At 71.7% G+C, this 17,276-nt stretch carries 20 protein-coding genes; 8 read left to right on the top strand and 12 right to left on the bottom strand.

Going from position 1 to position 17,276, the window contains the following annotated elements; translation table 11 throughout:
- Nucleotides 1–28: 28 nt before the first annotated feature.
- On the top strand, nucleotides 29–361 hold the full coding sequence (locus ABZ881_RS02810; protein WP_358481301.1) for a hypothetical protein: 333 nt from the start codon (nucleotides 29–31) through the stop codon (nucleotides 359–361).
- Here ABZ881_RS02810 and ABZ881_RS02805 read toward each other — a convergent pair.
- From ABZ881_RS02805 to ABZ881_RS02795, 3 genes are read right to left on the bottom strand one after another with little or no spacing between them, the layout of a single operon-like run.
- A complete protein-coding gene (locus ABZ881_RS02805; protein ID WP_358481299.1) occupies nucleotides 358–1,920 on the bottom strand; it encodes a long-chain-fatty-acid--CoA ligase in 1,563 nt (520 codons plus the stop codon). The two genes, ABZ881_RS02810 and ABZ881_RS02805, sit on opposite strands and share 4 nt — an antisense overlap.
- Before the next feature lie 43 nt (nucleotides 1,921–1,963).
- Nucleotides 1,964–3,073 carry an acyl-CoA dehydrogenase family protein gene (locus ABZ881_RS02800; RefSeq protein WP_358481297.1) on the bottom strand — a complete coding sequence of 370 codons (1,110 nt, stop codon included), beginning with the start codon at nucleotides 3,071–3,073 and terminating at the stop codon, nucleotides 1,964–1,966.
- Nucleotides 3,070–4,302: an acyl-CoA dehydrogenase family protein gene (locus ABZ881_RS02795; RefSeq protein WP_358481295.1), complete on the bottom strand. Its 1,233-nt coding sequence runs from the start codon at nucleotides 4,300–4,302 to the stop codon at nucleotides 3,070–3,072. The genes ABZ881_RS02800 and ABZ881_RS02795 overlap by 4 nt, the downstream gene beginning before the upstream one ends.
- A gap of 167 nt (nucleotides 4,303–4,469) precedes the next feature.
- Here ABZ881_RS02795 and ABZ881_RS02790 point away from each other — a divergent pair, with 167 nt between their 5' ends.
- From ABZ881_RS02790 to ABZ881_RS02775, 4 genes are all read left to right on the top strand, one after another.
- Nucleotides 4,470–5,012, top strand: a complete 543-nt coding sequence (locus ABZ881_RS02790) for a DUF3558 family protein (protein WP_358481293.1) — start codon at nucleotides 4,470–4,472, stop codon at nucleotides 5,010–5,012.
- 70 nt (nucleotides 5,013–5,082) lie between these two features.
- Nucleotides 5,083–5,421 (top strand): hypothetical protein, encoded by a 339-nt coding sequence (locus ABZ881_RS02785; protein ID WP_358481292.1) that lies wholly within the window; start codon nucleotides 5,083–5,085, stop codon nucleotides 5,419–5,421.
- Nucleotides 5,422–5,571: 150 nt separating this feature from the next.
- Entirely contained in the window at nucleotides 5,572–6,117 is a 546-nt protein-coding gene (locus tag ABZ881_RS02780; RefSeq protein WP_358481290.1) for a DUF3558 family protein, read from the top strand.
- Nucleotides 6,118–6,189: 72 nt separating this feature from the next.
- Entirely contained in the window at nucleotides 6,190–6,531 is a 342-nt protein-coding gene (locus ABZ881_RS02775) for a PE domain-containing protein (RefSeq protein ID WP_358481288.1), read from the top strand.
- On the opposite strand, the gene ABZ881_RS02770 is transcribed toward ABZ881_RS02775, so the two are convergent.
- Nucleotides 6,524–7,363, bottom strand: a complete 840-nt coding sequence (locus ABZ881_RS02770; protein WP_358481286.1) for a DUF1206 domain-containing protein — start codon at nucleotides 7,361–7,363, stop codon at nucleotides 6,524–6,526. The genes ABZ881_RS02775 and ABZ881_RS02770 overlap by 8 nt on opposite strands.
- A 209-nt stretch (nucleotides 7,364–7,572) precedes the next feature.
- On the opposite strand from ABZ881_RS02770, the gene ABZ881_RS02765 reads away from it, so the two are divergent.
- Nucleotides 7,573–7,983, top strand: a complete 411-nt coding sequence (locus tag ABZ881_RS02765; protein WP_358481283.1) for a DUF3558 family protein — start codon at nucleotides 7,573–7,575, stop codon at nucleotides 7,981–7,983.
- Complete coding sequence (locus ABZ881_RS02760; protein WP_358481281.1) at nucleotides 7,983–8,840, top strand: hypothetical protein; 858 nt, start codon at nucleotides 7,983–7,985, stop codon at nucleotides 8,838–8,840. The genes ABZ881_RS02765 and ABZ881_RS02760 overlap by 1 nt, the downstream gene beginning before the upstream one ends.
- Here ABZ881_RS02760 and murA read toward each other — a convergent pair.
- The gene (gene murA / locus ABZ881_RS02755; protein ID WP_344024438.1) at nucleotides 8,837–10,105 is read right to left on the bottom strand and encodes a UDP-N-acetylglucosamine 1-carboxyvinyltransferase; all 1,269 of its coding nucleotides are present in this window, start codon (nucleotides 10,103–10,105) and stop codon (nucleotides 8,837–8,839) included. The genes ABZ881_RS02760 and murA overlap by 4 nt on opposite strands.
- Nucleotides 10,106–10,263: 158 nt before the next feature.
- On the opposite strand from murA, the gene ABZ881_RS02750 reads away from it, so the two are divergent.
- Nucleotides 10,264–10,851, top strand: a complete 588-nt coding sequence (locus tag ABZ881_RS02750; protein WP_358481279.1) for a cob(I)yrinic acid a,c-diamide adenosyltransferase — start codon at nucleotides 10,264–10,266, stop codon at nucleotides 10,849–10,851.
- 18 nt (nucleotides 10,852–10,869) lie between these two features.
- On the opposite strand, the gene ABZ881_RS02745 is transcribed toward ABZ881_RS02750, so the two are convergent.
- The 7 genes from ABZ881_RS02745 to ABZ881_RS02715 form a co-directional block, all read right to left on the bottom strand.
- Nucleotides 10,870–11,316 (bottom strand): DUF2550 domain-containing protein, encoded by a 447-nt coding sequence (locus tag ABZ881_RS02745; protein WP_344024433.1) that lies wholly within the window; start codon nucleotides 11,314–11,316, stop codon nucleotides 10,870–10,872.
- 22 nt (nucleotides 11,317–11,338) lie between these two features.
- The gene (locus ABZ881_RS02740; RefSeq protein WP_358481575.1) at nucleotides 11,339–11,707 is read right to left on the bottom strand and encodes a F0F1 ATP synthase subunit epsilon; all 369 of its coding nucleotides are present in this window, start codon (nucleotides 11,705–11,707) and stop codon (nucleotides 11,339–11,341) included.
- Nucleotides 11,708–11,722: 15 nt separating this feature from the next.
- Nucleotides 11,723–13,162 (bottom strand): F0F1 ATP synthase subunit beta, encoded by a 1,440-nt coding sequence (atpD, locus tag ABZ881_RS02735; RefSeq protein ID WP_358481277.1) that lies wholly within the window; start codon nucleotides 13,160–13,162, stop codon nucleotides 11,723–11,725.
- The gene (locus ABZ881_RS02730) at nucleotides 13,162–14,157 is read right to left on the bottom strand and encodes a F0F1 ATP synthase subunit gamma (RefSeq protein ID WP_358481275.1); all 996 of its coding nucleotides are present in this window, start codon (nucleotides 14,155–14,157) and stop codon (nucleotides 13,162–13,164) included. The genes atpD and ABZ881_RS02730 overlap by 1 nt, the downstream gene beginning before the upstream one ends.
- Before the next feature lie 12 nt (nucleotides 14,158–14,169).
- Nucleotides 14,170–15,810 carry a F0F1 ATP synthase subunit alpha gene (atpA, locus tag ABZ881_RS02725; RefSeq protein WP_358481273.1) on the bottom strand — a complete coding sequence of 547 codons (1,641 nt, stop codon included), beginning with the start codon at nucleotides 15,808–15,810 and terminating at the stop codon, nucleotides 14,170–14,172.
- A gap of 73 nt (nucleotides 15,811–15,883) precedes the next feature.
- Entirely contained in the window at nucleotides 15,884–16,714 is an 831-nt protein-coding gene (locus ABZ881_RS02720) for a F0F1 ATP synthase subunit delta (RefSeq protein ID WP_358481271.1), read from the bottom strand.
- A complete protein-coding gene (locus ABZ881_RS02715) occupies nucleotides 16,714–17,262 on the bottom strand; it encodes a F0F1 ATP synthase subunit B (protein ID WP_358481269.1) in 549 nt (182 codons plus the stop codon). The genes ABZ881_RS02720 and ABZ881_RS02715 overlap by 1 nt, the downstream gene beginning before the upstream one ends.
- Between the last annotated feature and the right edge of the window lie 14 nt (nucleotides 17,263–17,276).

Below are 17,276 nucleotides of genomic sequence, written 5' to 3'. Positions count from 1 at the left end.
CGGCGCCCGCGGGTGCGACGATCGACCGATGAACCTGGACCTCGTCCCCCGGCTGGGCACCGTGATCGGCCTGGTCACGACGCTGGTCCTGATCGGGCTGCTGCTGCGCTGGACGTTCGGCCACCAGCGGAACGTGAAACTGCCCACCGACGACCCGGACGACCCGGTCGCCACCGGGTTGCTGACCGAGGTCTCCCGGGTCCCGGGCCCGGACGCGGCCCGGGTGCTGCGCGACCGGCTGCGCGCCGCCGGCATCCGGGCAACCATCTCCCGGGACGAGGGCGGCGCCGGATACGCCCTGCTGGTCTTCCCGCGCGACGTCACGGACGCGAAGGTGGTGCTGTCCCGCAGGTCGTTCTAGCCGCCGTGGTCCGCGCGCAGCACCGTCTTGAGCACCTTCCCGCTCGGGTTGCGCGGCAGCGCGTCGACCAGCCGCAGGTGCCGGGGCCGCTTGTATGCGGCCAGCCGCTCCCGGGCGTAGCCCTCGATGTCGGCGCCGGTCGGCGGATCGGCCGGGTCCCGCGGCACGACGACGGCCAGCGGCGTCTCGCCCCACTTCGGGTCCGGGACGCCGATCAGGGCCACGTCGGCGATCTTCGGATGCCCGGCGAGCACGTTCTCCACCTCGGCGCAGTAGATGTTCTCGCCACCGGAGATGATCATGTCCTTCTTGCGGTCGACGACGTAGAGGTAGCCGTCCGGGTCCGCGCGGACCAGGTCGCCGGAGTGGAACCAGCCGCCGCGGAACGCCTCGGCGGTCTCCTCGGGCTTGTTCCAGTAGCCGGTCATCACCATCGGACTGCGGTAGACGATCTCGCCGACGTCCCCGGGCGGGACGTCGTTCATGTCGTCGTCGACGATCCGGGCCTCGACGCCGACCATCGGCGTGCCGATCGACCCGATCTTGCGGATCGAGTCCTCGCCGCGCAGGTTCGTGGTGACCGGGCTGCACTCGGTCTGCCCGAACGCGGTGCACACCTCGGCCTGAGGGAACGCGTCGATCATGGTGCGGAGCAGGGTGGTCGACGCCGGCGCCGCACCCCAGGAGATCCGGCGCAGCCGGGACAGATCGTGGGCGGCGAGATCGACGGCGCAGACCGCCTGCCACTGGGCCGGGACCATGAAGCACGAGGTGACGCCCTCGCCGGCGAGGGTGCGCACGGTCTGCACCGGGTCGAAGCCGCCCGACGGCGGGATCACGACCTTCCCGCCTGTGATCAGCACCGGCAGCATCCCGGACAGCCCGGCGATGTGGAACAGCGGCGCCGCCGACATCCACACGCGGTCGTCGCCGGTGATGCCCAGGGTCGCCATCGAGCAGAAGGCGTGCAGGTACAGGTTGCGATGGGTGAGCACCGCGCCCTTCGGGAAGCCGGTCGTCCCGGAGGTGTACATGATGAACGCCGGTGCCTCGTCCGGCACCGGGGATTCCGGGTACCCGCGGGGCCGTCCGGGTTCGGCGAGCAGCGCCTCGTACTCCTCGCCGAACGTGATCACCGACCGGACCGACGGCGCCCCTGCGCGGGCCTTCGCGACCCCGGGCGCCAGCGCCGGATCGACGAGGGCCAGGCTCGATCCGCTGTCGTCGAGGACGTAGCGGATCTCGTCCGGCGCCAGCCGGAAGTTCACCGGCACCGCGATCGCGCCGAGCCGCAGGATCGCGAGCCAGGACTCGACCACCCCGACGCTGTTCGTCCCGAGCACGGCGACCCGGTCGCTCGGGCCGGTCCCGCGACCGGCGAGCGCGGCGGCGAGCCGGTCGACCCGGGCGTCGAGTTCGCGGTAGGTCCGCCGGTGCACCGGATCGGCCAGCGCCACCGCGTCCGGTGCGATGCGGGCGTGCCGGGCGACGAGATCGCTCATCGTCATCCCCCGGCCGGGGATCGTCGTCGGGGCGTGCGCGGATGGCGTCGCGGACATCGTCGTCCTCACTTCCGTCACGGTGCTCGGTCCGGCCCTGCCGCTACAGCCCGAGCCGCTCGGCGAGCCGGGCCCGGTGCCCCGCCGGGGACCCCAGGAGCTGCTCGGCGCTCTTTGCCCGCTTGTAGAACAGGTGCGCGTCGTGCTCCCAGGTGTAGCCGACACCACCGTGGTACTGCACCATCGCGGTCGCCGCGGTGAACGCCGCGGGCCCGGTGTAGGTCTGCGCGAGCGCCGCCGCCACCGGCAGCTCGGCGCGGTCGTGGTCGGCGGCCCAGGCGGCGTGCCGCACCACCGAGACCGCGTGCTCCCAGGCGCTGTACACGTCGGCGCAGCCGTGCTTCACCGCCTGGTACGAGCCGATCGGGCGGCCGAACTGCACGCGCAGCGTCGCGTACTCGGCGGTCAGCTCCAGCGCCCGCTGCATCAGCCCGGTCTGCTCGGCGGCGAGCGCCACCGCGGCGAGATCGGCGACCGTTCCGAGCGCCGCCGCCGGGTCGGCGGAGGCGAGCGGCCGGGCCGGGGTCGCGTCGAACGTCAGCCTGGCGAGCCGCCGTGTCGGGTCCAGCGCGCCCAGCCGGTCGCGGGTCAGGCCGGGGGCGTCGCCGTCCACCGCGAACCAGCCCGGCCCGTCCGCGGTCCGGGCCAGGACCAGCACCAGATCGGCGGTGTCCCCGGCGAGCACCGGGGACCTGGCCCCGGTCAGCTCCCACCGGCCGTCCCGCTCGGTGGCGGTGGTCCGCCCGCCGGTGCGGTCCCACTCCCCGCCCCGCTCGGCGACCGCCACGGTGCCGATCAGCTCCCCGGCGGCCAGCCGCGGCAGGTACTCGGCGCGTGCAGCGTCGTCGTCGAGCGCCGACAGGGTGTCGACGGCGAGCACCGCCGACGCCAGGAACGGCACCGGCGTGAGCGCGCGGCCCAGCTCCTCCGCGACGACGGCGCGCTCCACGTGCCCGGCCCCGCTGCCGCCCAGCTCCTCGGGCACGACGAGCCCGAGCACCCCCTGGGCGGCGAGCCCGGACCAGACTGCCGGATCGTGCCCGGGATCGCCGTCCATCACCGCGCGCACCCGCTCCGAGGGTGCCTTGTCGGCGAGGAAGCGGCGCACCGCGGCGCGCAGCTCCTCGGCCTCGCTGTCCAGGACGAGTGTCACCGGGTCCCCTCCCGCCGCTGGGTCCCGACCGCGAGCTCGCGGAACGGGACGTCCCGATCGACCTGCGGCTCCTTCGGCAGCCCGAGGACCCGCTCACCGATGATGTTGCGCTGCACCTCGTTCGTGCCGCCCGCGATACTCGACGACGGCGCGGCGTTGATCGCCAGCGCCAGCTCGTCGCCGGCCGGGTCGGCCGGATCCCAGGCGACGGCGTCGGCGCCGGACACCAGACCGGCGACCTCGATCGCGCGCCGCAGCTGGAGCGCCCCGGCGAGCTTCAGCACCGAGCCGCGGGCGCCCGGCGGGCGCCCGGCCGCGGTCTCCTGCCGGATCCGGGAGTTGAGCAGCGCGAGCGCGCGCTCGTGCGCATAGAGCTCGGCGAGCCGGTCGCGCACCACCGGATCGTCGGCGACGCCGGCCGCCCGGGCCCGTTCGGCGAGCGAGGCGAACTCCAGCGGGCTCCGGCGCGGGCGGCGGGCGGAGCCGATCGACACCCGCTCGTGGCCGAGCATCGTCACCGCGGCGTGCCAGCCGCCGCCGATCTCGCCGAGCACGTTCTCCGCGGGGATCCCGACGTCGTCGAAGTAGACCTCGTTGAACGGCGACCGCCCGGTCATGTCCTTCAGCGGGCGGACCGTGACGCCCGGCGCGTGCATGTCGACGACGAACATCGTCAACCCCCCGTGCTTCGGCCGGTCCGGATCGGTGCGCGCGAGGACCGCGCCGAAGTCGGCGAACTGGGCGTTCGTCGTCCACACCTTCTGGCCGTTGAGGATCCAGCGGTCACCGTCGGGCACGGCCCGCGACTGCAGGCTCGCGACGTCGGATCCGGCGCCCGGCTCGGAGAACAGCTGGCACCAGATCTCCTCGCCGCGCAGCAGCGGGCGCAGGTAGCGGTCCCGCTGGGCGTCGGTGCCCAGGTCGACGACCGTCGGCCCGCACATCCCCATCCCGATCATGAACGGGTACAGCGGGAGCTCGTGCTCGGCGGCCTCGTCGGAGAACGCCTGCTGCTCGGCCTGCCCGAGGCCCTGCCCGCCGACGCTCTCCGGCCAGGTGATGCCCGCGTACCCGGCGTCGTAGAGGGCGGCCTGGAACTCCCGGGAGCGCCGCAGCTGCTCGTCGGGCGGCAGGTGGGCGAGTGAGCCGGGGGCGTTGGCGGCGAGCCAGGCGCGCACCGCCCTGCGGTACTCCGACGTCGTGCCCTGGGTCTCGTCGACCACGGTCATGCGCGGTTCCCTCCACGTCGAGGCGATGTCGGCAACCTACTGATCAATCGTTAAGAACGCAACGGGCGGGGCCCTCGGCGAGGGGTCGGTGATGTTGCTGTCCGGATCCACACCGGACAGTGATCACCGGCGCTAACCTGGGATCCCCCGTTCTCCCTGGAGGCGCCATGGCATGTCGGACCGTCGGCCGGGCTCTCCTCGCGGCGCTGGTGGTGCTTCTCGCCGGGTGCGGGCCCGGGGAGCCCACCGGTCCGTTCCCAGCCCGGCCCGCCGACATCGACACCACCACCGTCGACCTCTGCACAGCCCTCACCGCTGAACAGCAGGACGAGCTGGGGGTGGAGGCGGGCAGGGCGAGGACGGGGCTCCTCAGCGACGGCCCGACCCGGATCTGCGGCTGGAGCAACTTCGACGACGGCTACAACTACACCGTCCAGACGCTCCCCGTCCCGGCGCTCGCTGTCGTGAACAGTCCTCGCTCGACGATCCACGTCATCGACGGCTACGGGATCGTCAGGATCACCGAGGATGAGGATTCGTCGCCGCTGTGCGCGAACTACGTCGACGTCTCCGACGAGTTCGGCCTCCGCGTCCAGGTACTCCTGACGGGCGTGGACGACGACGGTGCAAGCAGGACGATCGACGAGGTGTGTGAGCGGAGCTCGATCCTCACCTCGCACGCTCTACGAAACCTACGATTCGCCCCCTGACCGTTCACCACTGCGAAGCCCTGGGCCGACGGCCATCGCTCCGAAGCCATCGAGCAATACGCTCCGGCGCATGCACATCGACGCCAGGCTTCCTCGCGGAACCGCATCCGACTCGCTCATGACGCAGATCCACATCGGCAACGTCCTGCAGACGCACGCAGCACTCGAACAGCAGGCGATTGCCGTCCAGTTGGCACTGCACGACGCCTCGGACCTGCGGAGTATCCCGCGTTGCGGCGACGACCCCATCTCCAGGGACGCCCAGAAGATGTTCCAGGCAAAGATCGACCACATCCTCGATACCCACGACGTGTACCTGGCCGAACTGCGCGAGGCCTGCACACGCCTCAAGGAGGCCGCCGTCCAGTACGGCCTCGTCGAGGACGAGACCGCCGAGTCCTTCAGGTGACCCGCACGATCACGGATCGGGAACCAGAACGCCCGCTGGGTGAACGACTCGGTTCCCGATCGGCGATCACGCGGCCTGGACGGGGCCGTTCCACACCGGACAGTGACCAACTGCCACTAACCTGACCCTCCCCAGGCGCTCGGAGGACCCGTGGCACGACCGGCACTGCGCCGCACCGCCGTCCTGCTCACGATCGCAGCCCTGCTCGCCGGCTGCGGGACCAGCGAGCCCACCGGCCCGTTCCCACCCCGGCCCGCCGACATCGACACCACCACCGTCGACCTCTGCACCGCTCTGGAACCCGACCAACAGCTCGCACTCGGTGTGGGGCCCGGTTCGGCAGGTACCGCCGAACTCAGCGACGGCCCGACGCGAACCTGCAGCTGGAGCAACTTCGACGACGGCTACAACTACACCGTCCAGACCACCCCGGTCCCCGCCGCGGTCACGGTCGGCAGCCCTGACTCGGTCGTCCGGGAGATCGGCGGCTACGGGGTCGTACAGGTCACCGCCTACACGACTTCGGTCCCGCTGTGCATGTACTACGTCGACACATCCGATGTCATGGGTATCCGGACGCTGACCCAGGCGACGGGAGACGACGACGGCGACGGCCCGGAACCCGTCGACGATCTGTGCCGGCGCGCAGAGGTCTTCACCTCGCAGGTGGTACAGAATCTCCGGCCCACTCGATGACCCGCGATCGCAGCTGTGAACCTTCGCTTCCGAAACGCTCCCCGGTGAATGTGCACTTCCTACGGTCGGCGCATGGACATCGACGCACGACTTCCACGCGGCACCGCCTCCGACTCGCTCATGACACAAATCGACGTCTCGAACGTCCTACAGACGCACGCGGTTCTCCGGGAGCAGGCCGACTCCATCCAGCTCGCCCTGAACGTTGCAGCCCTGAACCTCACGAACATTCCCCGCTGCGGCGACGACCCGGTCTCCAGGGACGCACAGCGGATGTTTCAACGGAAGATCGACCACATCCTCGCCACGCACAACGCCCACCTGGCCGAGCTGAACGAAGCCTGCACACGCCTCAACGAGGCCGCCGTCCAGTACGGCCTCGTCGAGGACGAGACCGCCGGGTCGTTCAGGTGACCCGGTGGTACCGGGCGTCGAGGAAGCAGAAGACCCCGTAGCAGGCGATCCCCAACCCCACCGCGATCAGCAGGAACACCCCGTAGGGCTGCTCGCGCAGCGCCTTCAGCGCCGAGTCCAGGCCGTTCGCCCGCTGCGGGTCGAAGGTCAGCGCGGCGACGCCGAGCAGGATCCCGAGCACCCCGAACGCGATGCCCTTGGCGATGAACCCGGCCTGGCCGGTGCGGGCGTTGAGCCGCCGGGCCCGGGTGTCTGCGCCGGCGAGGTCCTGGTCCTCCATGAACCGCTTCGTCCAACCGTTCCAGATCATGACGCCACCGCCGATGACGACGCCGAGGCCGACGAGCGCGGTGATGATCTGCCCACCCGGCAGCCCGAGCAGCCCGGCGGTGGCCTGGCCGCCGCTGCCCGACGACGCCCGGCCGCGGATCGCGGTGGTCGCCGCCGCGATCGCCAGGACCAGGTAGACCACCGCCAGCCCGGCGGAGACCAGCCGCTTCGCGAGCTGCTTCTTCCGGTCACCGAGGTAGCCGAACCCCCACACCGCCGACACCGAGCGCCACAGCACGACGGCCGCGAACCCGACGACGAGCACCCACAGGAACGCCCGGCCGAGCGGCTCCGCGGCGATGGCGCCGAGCGCGCCGTTCTGGTCGGCCTGCCCGCCGGAGCCGAGCGCGACCTGCACGGCCAGCCAGCCGATCAGCAGGTGCAGGACGCCGTTGGCGGCGATCCCGACCCGGGCCGCGATCCGGACCGGGGCGGAGTGGGCCACGTCCCGCGCTCCGCGGCCGGCCCTGGCCACGTCGGCGGTGTCGGGCGTGCGCACCATGGCGACCTCCTCGTCAGTGTGACGCGAAGACTGCCACGATCGGGTCACGGCCGCAGCGCACGGGGACGGCCACCCCACCGGCACGGCCGAGCCCTCCGTGGGGTCGCCGGTTCCGTCCCGGGCGGCGGGCACCGACCGCTAGCCTGAGCGCCTCTTCACCCGTCCGGAGGGCGTCCGTGGCCCGACCGGCGGCATGCCGCATCCGCTCCGTGCTCATCGCCCTCGCCGCGACCACGCTGCTCACCGGGTGCGCCGAGGCAGCCCCGGACTCCCCGTTCCCACCCCGGCCGGCCGACATCGACGTCACCGGCATCGATCCCTGCGCCGCCCTCACCCCCGCCGAACAGGCCGACCGAGGAGTCGACCCCGGGGAGCCCGGCACCGGCGACCTGGGCGACGGCCCGACCCGCATCTGCGGCTGGAGCAACTTCGACGACGGCTACAACTACTCCGTCCAGACCCTCCCGCTGCCCGCGGCGGTCGTCGTCGGCACCCCGGACTCCGCCGTGCACGTCGTGGACGGATACGGCGTCGTGCAGACCGCCGCCTTCGGCGACTCGGCACCGTTGTGCTCCTTCTACATCGATGCCTCCGATGCGTACGGCCTCCGCGTGCGGTGATGGCCACCCGCTCGGCCGACGACGGCTCGCCCGTCGACTTCGACGAGGTCTGCGGCCACACAACGCTCCTGGCCTCACAGGCGCTGCGCAACCTCCGACCGGCGCCGCCCAGGAGTACGGCCCCGCCGATCGCGCTGGCCGGCCTCGTCGACGACCCGGACGCCGTCCTGCGCTTCGGGATCGACCCGGGTTGCGACCCGGACTGCCTGCGCCGGATCGCCGACCGCGCCGACGACGCGTCGGCCCGCGCCGCGGTGCTGCGCGAACTGGACGCGGGACCGTGCGGTGCCTGGATCGGCGGCGTCATCGAGATCTCCTGGTCGGACCGCGGCCGGCCGGCCACACCGGACGCCGCGTCGCACCTGCGGATCGTGCTGACCGTGCTCGCCGACGTCGACCGCGACGCCGGTGCCGGGCTGCTCCCGCTGCTGGACCGCTGCGCGGCCGCGCTGGTGACCGACCGGCACGGCGTCGACCTGCGGGTCTCGGTCGCCCCGGAACGAGCCCGGCCGGCCGGAGCCGTCGATCCCGGGCTCCCGGCGGTGCTCCGGTCCGCCGAACAGGGCCTGGCCCTGGACGCCGAGGCCCGGCACGCCACCCGGGTGCTCGCGGGCGGCGACGGGATCGAGCAGCCCGCCGACCGGGACTTCGGGCCGGCGCTGACCGACGACCTGCTGGCCACGCTGAAGCCGGTGCTCGACCGGGCCGTGCGCGACCACGTCGTGGCCGGGACCCGGACCGCCCTGGAGCGCGGCCCGTCACTGCGCTCGGCGGTCTACCTGCCGGGCTCGGTGCACCGGCTGCGCGCCTACTCGTCGTTCGCCCGCCCCACCGGACGCCCGCCGGTTAGCTCCTAGCGCTCCGGCTCGCCGGCGACCCGGGCGATGTCCGCGCCGAGCGCGCTGAGGTTCTCCACGAACCGGGGGTAACCGCGGTCGATGTGCGCGACGTCCCACACCTCGGTCGAGCCGCGCGCGCAGAGCCCGGCCAGCACCAGCCCGGCGCCGGCCCGGATGTCACTGGCCCACACCGGCGCGCTGGACAGCTCCGGCCGCCCACGGACGACGGCGTGATGGCCGTCGGTGCGGGCGTCGGCGCCGAGCCGCACCATCTCGTCGACGAACCGGAACCGGGCCTCGAACACGTTCTCGGTGATCATCGAGGTGCCGTCGGCGACCGCGGACAGGGCGATCGCCATCGGCTGCAGGTCGGTCGCGAAGCCCGGGTAGGGCAGCGTCACGAAGTCCACCGCCTGCGGGCGCTCCGCCTGGGCGACGGTGAACTGGTGGTCGCCGACGGTGATCTCGGCGCCCGCGCTGCGCAGCTTGTCCAGCACCAGGTCGATGTGGTGCGGGTCGACGCCGCGCACGGTCACCTCGCCGCGCGTCATCGCGGCGGCGAACGCCCAGGTCGCACCGACGATCCGGTCCCCGATCACCCGGTGCGTGGTCGGCTGCAGCCCGGTCACGCCGTGCACGGTCAGGGTGGACGAGCCGACGCCCTCCAGCTTCGCGCCCATCTGCTGCAGCATCACGCAGAGATCGACGATCTCCGGCTCGCGGGCGGCGTTGTCGATGACCGTGGTGCCCTCGGCGAGCACGGCGGCCATCAGGATGTTCTCGGTGGCGCCGACGCTGGGGAAGTCCAGCCAGATCTGCGCGCCGTGCAGGTCCCCGGCGGAGGCGGTGACGCTGCCGTGCACGATGTCGGTCGTCGCCCCGAGCTTGCGCAGCCCGTTCTGGTGCATGTCCAGCGGCCGGGAGCCGATCGCGTCGCCCCCGGGCAGCGGGACGACCGCCCGCCGGCAGCGCGCCACCAGCGGCCCGAGCACGCAGACCGACGCCCGCAGCTTCGACACCGACCGGTAGTCGGCCTCGGCGCCGGGATCGGCCGGGACGTCGATGTGCACCGTCGGGCCCTCGATCGTCACCGTGCAGCCCAGGCTGCGCAGGACGTCGGCCATCAGCGGCACGTCCAGGATCTCCGGACAGTTCTCCAGCGTCGTCCGGCCCTCGGCGAGCAGTGCCGCCGCCATCAGCTTGAGCACGCTGTTCTTCGCCCCGACGACGTCGACGGACCCGCTCAGCCGGGCCCCGCCACGGACCGCGAAATGCTCCACCACGCCTGGAACGGTAACGGGACGGCCACCGGCCCCCGGGCACACCCCGACGTGTCGGGGAGAGGTTGCACCGTCCGGCGCAACACACCGAACGGTTGTCGTGGGGCGGGACGGCCGGTCCGGTCTGGTCCGCGTGTCGCCGCGCCGCATAGCCTGTCGGTGTGGCTGTACACCTCACTCGGATCTACACCAAGACCGGCGACGACGGCACGACGGCCCTCGGCGACTTCAGCCGGGTCCGCAAGACGGACCCGCGGCTGGCCGCCTACGCCGACACCGACGAGGCGAACGCCGCGATCGGCGTCGCGGTCACCCTCGGCGGGCTCGCCGAGCGGGTCGCCGATCCGCTGCGGCAGATCCAGAACGACCTGTTCGACGTCGGCGCGGACCTGTGCGCGCCGATCGTCGAGGACCCCGAGTACCCGCCGCTGCGGGTCACCGAGGGCTACGTCACCCGGCTCGAGGGCTGGTGCGACGAGTTCAACCCGGAGCTGCCGAAGCTCAGCTCGTTCATCCTGCCCGGCGGCACCCCCGGCGGGGCGTACCTGCACGTCGCCCGGACCGTCACCCGGCGCGCCGAGCGGTCGGTGTGGGCACTGCTGGAGGACGACGCGGAGCGCACCAACCCGCTGACCGCGCAGTACCTGAACCGGCTGTCGGACCTGCTGTTCATCCTCGGCCGGGTCGCGAACCCGGACGGCGACGTGCTGTGGCGGCCGGGCGGACCGCACGGCGCTCCCCGGTCCTGACGCGGGCCGGGTCCGCCGCTACGACGCCTCGCGGTAGTGGTTGTGGCCCGGCGGCGTCGACTCCAGCCACGCCATGAAGCCGGTCCGCACGTCGGACGACATCGCGAGCTCGACGTCGATCTCGCGGCCGCCGGCGTCCCGGCCGCGGCAGCGCAGCACCTCGACCGCCATCGGGATCGCGAACTCCTCGGAGCGGTGCGGCGGGCGCCGGTCGACGATCTCCAGCTCACCCCGCTCGACGACGACCGTCGGGCCGATCCGGAAGCTGGTGAGCCGGTACCAGGCGAACCGCTCGCCCTCGTAGCGGCCCACCCCGAAATGCCAGTCCGTGACAGCGAAACGGCGGCGCAGACACAGGTCCACGCCGCCGTTCCGCATGAGTCGCACCCGCCGTACGGCGAGCCAGACCAGGGGGACGACCAGACACAGCAGCAGAACTCCGACGATCGCCGCGATGAGCTCCACGTGCGTGTGTCTCCCCCGGCCCCTAGTTGGCCTCGGCTGCGCGGAGACGGACCTCCGCGCGGGCCTTGGCGGCCGTTCCCTCGTCGGAGTCGTCCGCCCGGTCCAGTGCCCTCCGGGCCCGCTCGACGTCGATCTCGTCGGACTGCTCGGCGAACTCCGCCAGGATCGACACCCGCTCGGCCGACACCGACAGGAACCCGCCGTGCACCGCGATGGTGCGCTTCACACCGTCGCTGGTGTCGATCCGGACGATGCCCGCCTCCTCCAGCTGCGCCAGCATCGGCTGGTGGCCGGGCAGGATGCCCACCTCGCCGACGGTGGTGCGGGCGAGCACGAACCGCGCGCCGCCCGACCACAGCCGCCGCTCGACGGAGACCAGCTCCACGGTCATCTCAGCAGGCATGAATCAGCCCTGCTCGAGCTTCTTGCGGTTCTTCTCCAGGTCGTCCAGACCACCGCAGAGGAAGAACGCCTGCTCCGGGACGTCGTCGAACTCGCCCTTGGCGATCTTGTCGAACGCCTCGATGGTCTCCTTCAGCGGGACCGTCGAGCCCTTCTGGCCGGTGAACTGCTCGGCGACCAGCAGGTTCTGCGACAGGAAGCGCTCGATCCGGCGCGCCCGGCCGACCAGCTGCTTGTCCTCCTCGGACAGCTCGTCGATACCGAGGATGGCGATGATGTCCTGCAGGTCGTTGTACTTCTGCAGGATCCGCTTGACCTCGTTGGCGACGCGGAAGTGCTCGTCGCCGACGAACTGCGGGTCCAGGATCCGCGAGGTCGAGGTCAGCGGGTCCACCGCCGGGTAGATCCCCTTCTGGGAGATCGGCCGGGAGAGCTCGGTGGTGGCGTCCAGGTGCGCGAACGTGGTCGCCGGGGCCGGGTCGGTGTAGTCGTCCGCGGGGACGTAGATCGCCTGCATCGAGGTGATCGACCGGCCGCGGGTCGAGGTGATCCGCTCCTGCAGCTCGCCCATCTCGTCGGCCAGGGTGGGCTGGTACCCCACCGCGGACGGCATCCGGCCCAGCAGGGTGGAGACCTCCTGGCCGGCCTGGGTGAACCGGAAGATGTTGTCGATGAAGAGCAGGACGTCCTGGTCCTGCGCGTCGCGGAAGTACTCCGCCATGGTCAGCGCGGACAGCGCGACCCGCATACGGGTGCCCGGCGGCTCGTCCATCTGGCCGAACACCAGGGCGGTGTTCTTCATGACGCCCGACTCGGTCATCTCCGTGATGAGGTCGTTGCCCTCACGGGTGCGCTCGCCGACGCCGGCGAACACCGAGGTGCCGCCGAAGTTCAGCGCGACGCGCTGGATCATCTCCTGGATCAGCACGGTCTTGCCGACGCCCGCGCCGCCGAACAGGCCGATCTTGCCGCCGACCACGTACGGCGTCATGAGGTCGAGGACCTTGATGCCGGTCTCCAGCATCTCGGTCTTGCCCTCGAGCTGGTCGAACCGCGGCGCCTTCTGGTGGATGGACCGCAGGTCGCCGGTGAACTGGATGTTCGGGTCGTCCAGGCAGTCGCCCAGGGCGTTGAACACGTGCCCCTTGACCTGGTCGCCCACCGGCACCGAGATCGGGCGGCCGAGGTCGCTGACCTCCTGGCCGCGGACCACGCCGTCGGTCGGCTGCATCGAGATGGTGCGGACCAGGTTGTCGCCCAGGTGCTGGGCGATCTCCAGGGTCAGCGTGCGACGGTCACCGGACAGGTCGACGTCCAGCGTCAGCGCGTTGTACAGGTCGGGCACCTGGTCGCGCGGGAACTCGACGTCGACGACCGGGCCGGCCACCCGGACGACGCGCCCGGTGATCGTCCCGGTGGTGCCGGTCTCGGCGGTTGCGGTCATCAGCTCTCACTTCCTGCGCTCGCGAGGGCGTCGACACCACCGACGATCTCGCTGATCTCCTGGGTGATCTGAGCCTGACGGGCCTGGTTGGCTTCCAGGGTCAGACTACGGATCAATTCGTTGGCGTTGTCGGTCGCCGCCTTCATGGCCCGCTGCCGGTTCGCCGACTCCGACGCGGCCGACTCCAGCAACGCCGCGTAGAGGCGGGCCCCGATGTACTTCGGGAGCAGCGCGTCGAACAGTGTGTCCGGGTCCGGCTCGAACTCGTACAGCGACTGCAGCGCCTTGCGCTCCGGGTGCTCGGACTGGCTCTGCGCCGTGTCCGCGTCGGAGTCGATCTCGTCGACCGGCTTCGCCGAGGCGGTGTCGGCCGCGTAGGTGACCTCCAGCGGCGCCATCCGGCGGGCCTGCGGGACCTGCGTGATCATGTTCTTGAAGCTGGTGTAGACGAGGTGCAGCTCGTCCACCGCCTGGATGCCCTCGGGCACATCCGCGTCACCTGCACCGGCCATGAAGGCGTCGACCAGCGTCTTCGCCGCCGCGGCCGCGTGCTCGTAACCGGGCTGCTCGGAGAAGCCGGTCCAGGACTCCTCGATCTCCCGCTTGCGGAACCGGTAGTACGAGACGCCCTTGCGGCCGATCACGTAGAGCACCGGCTCCTTGCCCTGCTCACGCAGCAGCGACTGGAGCTGCTCGGCCTCCTTGAGCACGTTCGCGTTGTAGCCGCCGCACTGGCCGCGGTCGCTGGTCACGACCAGCACCGCGGCCTTCTTCGGCTCCTCGCGCTCGACCAGCAGGGGGTGGTCCAGCGCCGAGTTGGACGCGAGCTCGGAGAGCGTGCTCGTCATCAGCTCGGCGTAGGGACGGGCCTCCTGCACCCGCGCCCGGGCCTTCGCGATCCGTGAGGTCGCGATCAGCTCCTGGGAACGGGTGATCTTCTTGATGGACTGCGTCGACCGGATACGCCGGCGCAACACCCGGATCTGTGCCGCCATCGGGTATCAGCCTCAGGCCTTCTTGTTGACCGTGACGGTCTCCTGCTCGACGTCGTCCTCGTCGAGCGCCTCTGCGGCCTGCTCCTTGGGGACGACCGAGGAACCGTCGGACGCGGTGAATTCGTTGCGCTTGAACTCGTCGACCGCCGTGGTCAGGGTCTCGACCGCGTCGTCGGAGAGCTGCCCGGTCCCGGTGATCTCGTCGAGCGCGCCCGAGGCGTGCCGCCGGGAGTACTCGCGGAACTCGGACTCGAAACGCTGCACGTCGGCGACCGGCACCGAGTCGAGCTTGCCCGAGGTGCCCAGCCAGATCGACACGACCTGGTCCTGCACCGCGACCGGCGCGTACTGGGCCTGCTTGAGCAGCTCGACCAGGCGCTCACCGCGGCCCAGCGCGGCGGCCGAGGCGGCGTCGAGGTCGGAACCGAAGGCGGCGAACGCCTCCAGCTCGCGGTACTGCGACAGGTCCAGACGCAGCGAGCCGGACACCTTCCGCATCGCCTTGACCTGCGCGGAGCCACCGACCCGGGAGACCGAGATACCGACGTTGATCGCCGGGCGGACGCCCTGGTTGAACAGGTCGGACTCCAGGAAGACCTGGCCGTCGGTGATCGAGATGACGTTGGTCGGGATGTAGGCCGACACGTCGTTGGCCTTGGTCTCGATGATCGGCAGGCCGGTCATCGAGCCGGCGCCGAGGCCGTCGGAGAGCTTGGCGCAACGCTCGAGCAGCCGCGAGTGCAGGTAGAAGACGTCGCCCGGGTAGGCCTCGCGGCCCGGCGGGCGGCGCAGCAGCAGCGAGATGGCGCGGTACGCCTCGGCCTGCTTGGAGAGGTCGTCGAAGATGATCAGGACGTGCTTGCCCTGGTACATCCAGTGCTGACCGATGGCCGAGCCGGTGTAGGGCGCGAGCCACTTGTAGCCGGCCGGGTCGGAGGCGGGAGCCGCGACGATCGTCGTGTACTCCAGCGCGCCCGCGTCCTCCAGCGACTGCCGGACACCGGCGATCGTGGAGCCCTTCTGGCCGACCGCGACGTAGATGCAGCGGACCTGCTTCGCCGGGTCCCCGGAGTCCCAGTTCTCCTTCTGGTTGATGATCGTGTCGACGCAGACCGCGGTCTTGCCGGTCTTGCGGTCGCCGATCACCAGCTGGCGCTGGCCACGGCCGATCGGCGTCATGGCGTCGATCGCCTTGATGCCGGTCTGCAGCGGCTCGCGGACCTCCTGGCGGTCCATCACGCCGGCCGCCTGGAGCTCCAGCACGCGCCGCGAGTCGGTCTCGATGTCACCGAGGCCGTCGATCGCGTTGCCCAGCGGGTCGACGACCCGACCGAGGTAGCCCTCGCCGACCGGGACCGAGAGGACCTCGCCGGTGCGAGTGACCTGCTGGCCCTCCTCGATCCCGGTGTAGTCACCGAGGACGACGGCGCCGATCTCGGTCGGCTCGAGGTTCAGCGCGACGCCACGGACGCCGCCCTCGAACTCGAGGAGCTCGTTGGTCATGGCCGAGGGCAGGCCCTCGATGTGCGCAATGCCGTCACCGGTGTCGGACACGGTCCCGACCTCGCGCCGGGACGTGTCGCTCTCCAGCGACGAGACGTAGCTGGAGATCGCACTCCGGATCTCCTCGGAGGAGATCGTCAGCTCTGTCATGGCTGCGTCGTTCCTTCTCTCGAACGGGGTCTGAGATCGTGCCGCCGGCGGACCGGCGCGCTCACTCAGCAGGTCAGCTGGGCAGGGACCGGCGCGCGGCGGCCAGCCGGCCGGCCACGCTTCCGTCGATGACCTCGCCGCCGACCTGCACGACCAGTCCTCCGAGGAGGTTCCGGTCGAGCTCGACCTGCAGGGAGATCTTCCGGCCGTAGATCCGGCCGAGTGTGTCTTCGAGCTTCGCCTCCTGCTCGGAGGTCAGCTCCACGGGCGTGCGCACCTTCGCCACCGAGCGGTTCCGGCGGGCGGCCGCGAGCTCGGCGAGCTGCTCGGCGACGACATCGAGGTGCCTGCCCCGGGGCAGCCGCACGGCCTCCCGCAGCAGCGTCGCGGTGACCGGGTAGACCCGGTCACCCAGCACCTCGTCGAGCAGCCGCAGGCGGCCCTCGACCGGCTTCGTCGTGTCGGCGAGCAGGCTGTTGAGCTGGGGCTCACGGCCGAGGATCCGGCCGAAGCGGAAGAGCTGGTCCTCCACCTCGTCCAGCGAGGACGTCTTCTCGGCGACGGCGACGGCGGCCAGCCGGGCCAGCGTCTCCGCGGCGGTGACGACGTCGCTGGTCTTCGACCAGCGCTTGCGCGCCAGCTCGGAGACCAGCTCGACCGTCGGCTGCGAGAGCTGGTTGCCGAGGAGCCGGTTCACCAGGTCGACGCGTGTCTCCTCCGGGGAGGACGCGTCGGCCAGCAGTCGCTGGATCGCGCGCTCGCCGTCCAGGAACCGGGCCACCGCGAACAGCTCGTCCGCGGTCGTGGTCAGGTCCCGGGCGGAGGCGCCGTCGGCGTGGGCGTCCAGCCGCTCGGTCAGCGCGGCGAGCGCCTCCCGGGAGGCGGGCTGCAGCACCGTCGCCATCAGTTCGCCCCGCTCCCCTGGGCAGCGCCCTGCTGGTCGAGCTCACCGAGGAACGAGTCGATCGTCGCGGAGCGACGCGAGTCGTCGGCGAGCTGCTCGCGCAGCAGGCGCTCGGCGAGCTGGACGGACAGGCCGCCGACCTCGTTGCGGAGCGAGCGCTGGGCGGCGTCGCGGGCGGCGACGATCTGCTCCTCGCCGCGGGCCTTGATCCGCGCGGCCTCCTGCTCGGCCTCGGCCCGCAGCTCGGCCTTGATCTGCTGGCCCTCGGCGCGGGCGTCGTCGCGGATGCGCGCCGCCTCGGCCCGGAGGCCGGCCAGCTGCTCCTCGTACTCCTTCTTCAGCCGGTCCGCCTGCTCCTGGGTCTCCTGAGCACGCTTCAGACCGCCCTCGATCGCGTCGGTCCGCTCCTCGTAGAGCTTCTCGAAGCGCGGCACCGCGAACTTCCAGAGCACGAAGAGCAGGATCCCGAACGCGACCAGGCCGAGCACGAGCTCATCGAGGTGCGGGAGAATCGGAAGCGGTTCCTCGGCGGCGAGAATCAGTTCCACCGTGTGTCCTTCCC

This window comes from Pseudonocardia sp. NPDC046786 (assembly GCF_040645415.1).
Lineage (GTDB): Bacteria > Actinomycetota > Actinomycetes > Mycobacteriales > Pseudonocardiaceae > Pseudonocardia > Pseudonocardia kongjuensis.
Note: the sequence above shows the minus strand (reverse complement) of the source record. Positions and strands in the feature narration are given on the sequence as shown.